Below are 6,204 nucleotides of genomic sequence, written 5' to 3' on the forward strand. Positions count from 1 at the left end.
TTGTTTTTGCAAAAAATAATCACCACTCTCGCAAGCAAAAAGCTCAAGTATTGACTTTTTTTTACAACATCCTTAGAGTACGACTCAATTTAGTTCAAAGTGACAACTTTGGAATAAATTGAAACTGCTTATTACCAAACCTCTTTAAACCGCTTGGCGTTGCTCGCCGTATATAAAACGGTATGCTGTATATTTTTATGACCAAGATAATCCTGAATAAGTCGTGTATCTATTCCACGGTCAGCGAGCGCAAATCCACATCCATGTCTCAACATATGTGGGTGAGCATTTATTTCTAATTTTGCCGCCGCACTATAATTCCTAATTAACCAGTAAATACGTTGACGAGTCATATTCTTTCCACGATTAGAAAGAAACAACCATTCACTATCAGCCCCCCGATATGTTTTACGAACCTCTAACCATTCACGTAATGCCTTACGTTCACGGGCATATAATGGATGGACGGTAGAAAAGCCATTTTTAAGCCGGTGAACGAAAACATTGCCCTCTTCCATATCAATATCAGACAAGCGCCAGGTACTGATCTCACTCACTCTGCAACCATGGATAAAACACATCCAAATCAAGCAGTAATCTCGTTCTGGGTTCTTGCCGCGCCTGGCAGCTTCTAATAACCGCTCTACTTCTGATGGCGTAAGATGTTTACGATTAGTCATAATTCCTCTGCAGTCATAATACTCACTCTTGCATGGTGCTTTCGCGCACCATACGCCACATTCCATATGAAAACTTGATCTACGATTATTTTTTTCTGCACGCTAACTTCCCGGTTATCTTTTTTGATCATCACCTCCTGTGAGAATCGTTGAGCAGTACGTGTGTAGACTCACGCCAGACCTCTTTTTAATAAGCACGAAGACTATCTTAGACGTTTTCTAAGTAAAATTTCAGAGAGCAAGAATCCCCTTACTTAGACGCATTATAGGCAATAGGAATCATCTCGTAAACAATAATAAAAAATTTTGTTTTATACGTTATTCACTCAGCAAATGGCGTCGATTTTATATACAATCGATGAATCATATGTTTCATGGTTGAAGAATTAATCTGAAAGAGTTATTTTTATATTCTTTAGGGTATCACCAAAAAATCCTTTCATTTCAATACTTTCCATAAAAAATGAATTATGAAAATAACAAGAAAGATAAAAGGAATATTCCTGATCGCAAAAAGAAACCCGATCAGTTCTTTTAATTGAAAAGTAGTAAGGCGGAAGGATAGGTCACACAGATAGAATTTGTGTTAAGCAAGCTAATTGATTTCTATTATGTATTTCAAGGCGCTAAGAATAGGATAAGCTTCAGTCATTTTCATATTCATGACGACCAAAAAAGAACTAAAAGCTATATTATCTATGAATAGTCATTACTGTTTAAATTCAGCTGCCGGGAAAGAAAATATAAATCCGAATAAACTTCATTAATAAATAGGATATGTCCTTAATGTGAGCTTATGCCAAAAGCTTGAACTTTATCACCAAAATGAGCACAAAAACCTCATTTAATGCAGAATAATTCACCATAAAAAAAGAATAACGCGAAACGTCCTCACAAAATAAAATCAGAATCTGTCACCTCTCACACCACCACATAAGACCCTCATTTTTACTCCAGGAATGAAAATTCGGAATTACCTCATATCATTAAGATTTTATTTATCAAAAAGCCATTTTTTATGGTCTCTCACGATGAACCCACTTTTAGCACAGGTCCATACTTTAGCTTTATTTATGATTTTTGATATTTGAATTACGCAATGCGACTAAACATAGTATTGGTTTTCTTATCATAAAAGCCTGTGTAATCAGGCTATAATTACAGAATTTCTTCTAATTACAGTTAATTGAAATGGTCATAACGGATATTGCCGCAATTAACGCTGACTGATAACAGGCGGGATTATCGGCCTCATGACCCCCTCGCGGAGGTCGCCGGAGAATGAATTTCAGACTAATCTTAAAAATGAAGGGCACTTCAGAATGGACACTTTTTCGCCATGATACAGCGTGTTCAGCTGTGGACAGAAGCCGCATTTCTGCGCCAGATGCAGAGAACGGTAGTTAGATTCACTAATAATACAGCACAGCGACTGCCCCAGCGCCTCATCCGCCCATGAGATCACCCTATCAGCGGCCTCCCGCGCATAGCCTTTACCCTGCGCAGAAGGCACAAAGGCCCACCCCATTTCAGGCTCTTCCAGGGCCGGCTCAATCGCCCGGTGGAATCGGGCTAATCCCAGTTCGCCGATAAACGCGGAACTTTGCTTCTCAATGACGGCCCAATAGCCAAAGCCAAACATCGCCCAGGTACCCCAGTACCGCAACAGCCGTTGCCAGCTCTGCTCATCGCTTTGCGGCGTCCCGCCAATGAAGCGTACAACGTTCGGGTCTGTCCACATCGCCGACATCGCGGGGAAGTCTTCAACGCGATGCCCGCGCAACAGCAGGCGCTCGGTATGCAATTCAGGGATAATCAGCGACATGAAGCCTCCCGGTGAGAAATTCAGGACGAAAAAAAGCCTCCCTGGTGGGAGGCTCGGTGATTGTTACAGTTTTATCTTTCCGCTGCCGATGATGCTGCCATCCAGCAGCTGTATATCATCCGGAGCCAGGTAAAGTATCGGTTTTCCGTGCCCCTCAGCCTTCGCAGTGTTAACCAGGCTGCGCGTCAGCGACGAAATCAGATCCGCGCTTAACCGGATATCCGCCAGCCGGACACCGCTGTCCTGAGCCGCAGCACGGTCGATCAGCGCCTGCAGCTGCGCCATTTCCGTGCCGATGCCGTTCAGGTAATGGGTATCGGAAGTCTTCAGCGTCATATTGTTCAACGCGTCATCGGCGGCAAAGCGGTAATCATAGTCCGGATGTAAATCAATCCGATCCAGGAAGTAATCCGTTGCGATAAACGTATCCCGATCCGTAAACTCTTTGCCGGTTTCACGCGGCGCCTTGTTGGGTTTTTCCTGCTGCAGGGCGCTCAAACCGTCAAAGGCATTATCGATCGCCGTTTCCGCAATGCTTTCCGCCCCCACATGCGTTTCCGTTGTCCCGCCGGCAGGAATTTCCTGTAAGGGACTATTCCAGTGGTTACCGCTTATTTGAGCAACGAAGGAAGAACCCGCGATCCGGCTACGCAGCGGCGACAAACTGGCGAAAGGCTTAAGCATGGTATTCCCTTCGATCGTTCCGGTGTTTTCCACCTCATGCGCGTTAATAGCAAGTTCGCCACTGCTGAGCACATAACCGCTATTACTCAGCGTTCCGTCAATCTCCATCCCCACGCTGTCGATACCCTGCATGGTGCCATCGTTTTTCAAATTGCCGGCCGACACCTGCATGGATTGCCCCTGCATGACGCCATCGTTGTATACGCTTCCGCCCTGCAACGTCAGGCGTTGGCCCGCCAACAACGCACTATGGGAATCAAGCCGCTGGGTGGCGCTGATATTCAGATCGCGCGTCGCCTGAATATATCCAGCGTTGTTCACCTCATTTGCCAGCAACCCGATGCTGCCCCCATTGATCCGGCCGCGGTTTTCCGCCCGCCAGGCGCTGAGGCTTAACGAACCGGAGGCTGTGAGCGTACCGCTCCCGCCGTTATTCAGCTCGTCACGGGCCGCGATCGTCAGATCTCCTGCGGAAATACTGCCGCTGTTCACCAGGGTATTTACGGTAAAGTTCGCGACGCCCTGCGCCAGAACAATACCCTGCTGCACGATGGTTTGCGCCTGTACGTCAATCCGCCCATCAACCTGAAGCAGGCCGCTGTTCGCCAGATGTTCAGCATTCACCGAAATACGTCCTGCCGTACTCTGCGCCTGATGATCCACCTCACCGCCGCTGAAACTCAGCGTGCCCAGCGTGTGGAAAACGCCACGCAGCTCAGCGGAATGCGAGATATTAACCGCCAGCGCATTTTGCGCCTGAACGTACGCGCCATCAGACATACGCAGCGTCTTACCGTTGATGCTCAGTTGACCATCCGCCGAAACCAGGCCGGCCAGCGCTAAACTGTCCGCCGTCAGCACCATATCAGCGCCGCTCAGCAGCTTCGAACCGCTCAGGGTTGTAATATCGGCGGCCGACACCGTCACATCGCCCAGCCCCTGCGTCAGCCCGGCCAGCAAAAACTGCCCGGTGCGAATATTCAGGTTCCCGTCGCTGAACAACACGCCGGAGGCATCGACATTAAGCAAATCCGTCACATTCAGCGACACGTCCTTCCGGGCGCCGAGCCATCCGCCGTTGCTCAGGCTTGCTGCTTCAACATCCAACGTATCCTGCGCGGAAAGACTTCCGCCGTTGACGATCTTACCGGCTTTCACCGTCTGATTCGCCTGCGCCTGAATGACGCCCTGGTTATTCAGTTGCTGACTCTCCAGACGACCATTACGCCCGGCGCGAAGTTCGCCTTTATTGCTGACTTTTGCCGCAGACAACGTCAGATCCCGCGTCGCGGTAATTCTGCCGTGCAGATCCGCCTCATCGCCGACGTTAACCCGGACATCGCGCTGCGCGCTGATCAGGCTTTCCGTTCCGGTATTCAGCCGGCCGGCCCGCAAAGTCACATCGTTGTCGGCTTCGCTGCGGCCGTTAAGCGCCAGCGTTTCGGCCTCAACGTCCAGATCCGTCATGGCAGAAAATTGGCTGTTCTTGTCCTGAGACAGCGAACGCGTCGCGCTGATGTTGATCTTATCGGCACTCAGACGGCTGCCCGTTATGGTCTGGCTGCCCCCCGCCACGCTCAGCGAGCTTCCGCGGTTCAGATTACCTTTGGTATCCGCCCCGGCCCGGAGCTGACTCTTATTGATGGTGAGCTGCCCGCTGGCATTCAGCGACAGATCCTTGCCCGAACTGAGCGCGGCTTCATTCAGCGCCATGTCGCCCTTGCTGGCCAGTTGTATGCCCTGCTCCGCCCGATGGGCGCCGCTCAGCTCCATACCTTCCGACTTCACCGTCAGTTTCCCCGCCGCCAATGAATTGTTCAGACGCAGCTTGCCGTTGGCATCTATCTGGATGTCGCCCTGACGGGCATTCAGGTTACCGAGGTTAACACCGACGCCTTTTTCGCTGGAAACCAGCCGGATCCGGTTGGCGTACATCCCACCCAGACGTTTGGTATCGATCGAAACCGTCGGTTTCTTCTCTTTCTCATCCGCGGCAATCGTCGTGATCGTGCCGTCTTTATTTACCCGGTTAGTCCCGGTAATCACGGTCAGATCTTTGGCGTGGATTTCGGCGTTAATTTCGGTGGCGCGCGATATCAGGCGAAACGCGTCGACGTCTCCCGCATCCAGCCCTTTACCCTGAACGGTAATGGTGCCGCGGCTGACTTCCAGCGCCTGCACGTTGCCGTCCGCACCCATCACCGGCTTACCGGTGGTCAGGGTCGCATTGGGCGTGTTGATGAAGCCGCATCCGTCACAGGTTATCCCGTAGGGGTTGGCGACCATCACGCTCGCCGCCTTGCCGCCGACCTCGATGTACCCCTGTAACTGGGAGCGATTGCTTCCCACCACCTCATTGATGATGCCGACCGCTTCTTTGCCCGCCTTAAGGTTGGTGTTGTTCTGAATTAATCCGCCAAGCTGGGTCTGCGTCAGACGATCGGTAGAGTTGTTGAGGATAAGCCCTTCTTTGCCGACGTTAAAATCGTTGTATTTATTATGAGAAATACCGGCTTGGTTGGGGGTCGCGATATCAACAATGGGAACACCGTTCCCGGCTTGATCGGTACGGGTGTTACCGCTGGCGATGTCAATATTGGCCGCATAGACCGGCAACGCCGGTTGCGCAACCAACAATGCGCTGATCGTATAGCTCAACCAGCGTCGGGGGGACGGGAATGCGTCGTGCCGCGTGTCGCCGGCCCGCCAATGCCCCTTCTTGGGGTTATTAATCGTTTTTTTCACCATCGTATTAGTCCCTTATAACACGAAGCCAATTCGGTAATAGACCGACACCCGGTCCGGCTCCAGCCGGTCCGGATAAGCCAGCGGCCAACCGACCGTCAGCTGACTCGAGAAGTGTTTCCCGTTGCTCGTCAGCCCCACGGCGCCTCCCCACAGCGTTCCTGACGCATACGGGTCCTGTTTGTCATGACGCAGATAGCCACCGTCAATGGCTGCCACTACGCCCACCGCGCCTATTACCGGCATCCTGAATAATGTCCAGTCTACTTC

3 protein-coding genes and 2 pseudogenes are annotated in these 6,204 nt (G+C 50.7%); all 5 read right to left on the bottom strand.

What is annotated here, in order from left to right:
- Positions 1–131: 131 nt before the first annotated feature.
- Positions 132–680: a tyrosine-type DNA invertase gene (locus C8D90_RS13150; protein WP_115458896.1), complete on the bottom strand. Its 549-nt coding sequence runs from the start codon at positions 678–680 to the stop codon at positions 132–134.
- Positions 681–1,968: 1,288 nt separating this feature from the next.
- Positions 1,969–2,505 (bottom strand): GNAT family N-acetyltransferase, encoded by a 537-nt coding sequence (locus C8D90_RS13155; RefSeq protein WP_115458897.1) that lies wholly within the window; start codon positions 2,503–2,505, stop codon positions 1,969–1,971.
- Between the two features lie 63 nt (positions 2,506–2,568).
- Positions 2,569–4,656 carry a hypothetical protein gene (locus tag C8D90_RS22565; RefSeq protein WP_446661691.1) on the bottom strand — a complete coding sequence of 696 codons (2,088 nt, stop codon included), beginning with the start codon at positions 4,654–4,656 and terminating at the stop codon, positions 2,569–2,571.
- A gap of 144 nt (positions 4,657–4,800) precedes the next feature.
- Positions 4,801–5,937, bottom strand: a pseudogene (locus C8D90_RS22570) (filamentous hemagglutinin N-terminal domain-containing protein); the annotation flags it as partial.
- Positions 5,938–5,949: 12 nt separating this feature from the next.
- Positions 5,950–6,204: pseudogene (locus C8D90_RS13165) on the bottom strand (ShlB/FhaC/HecB family hemolysin secretion/activation protein); the annotation flags it as partial.

The sequence above is a fragment of the Enterobacillus tribolii genome (assembly GCF_003363015.1).
Classification (GTDB): Bacteria; Pseudomonadota; Gammaproteobacteria; order Enterobacterales; family Enterobacteriaceae; genus Enterobacillus; species Enterobacillus tribolii.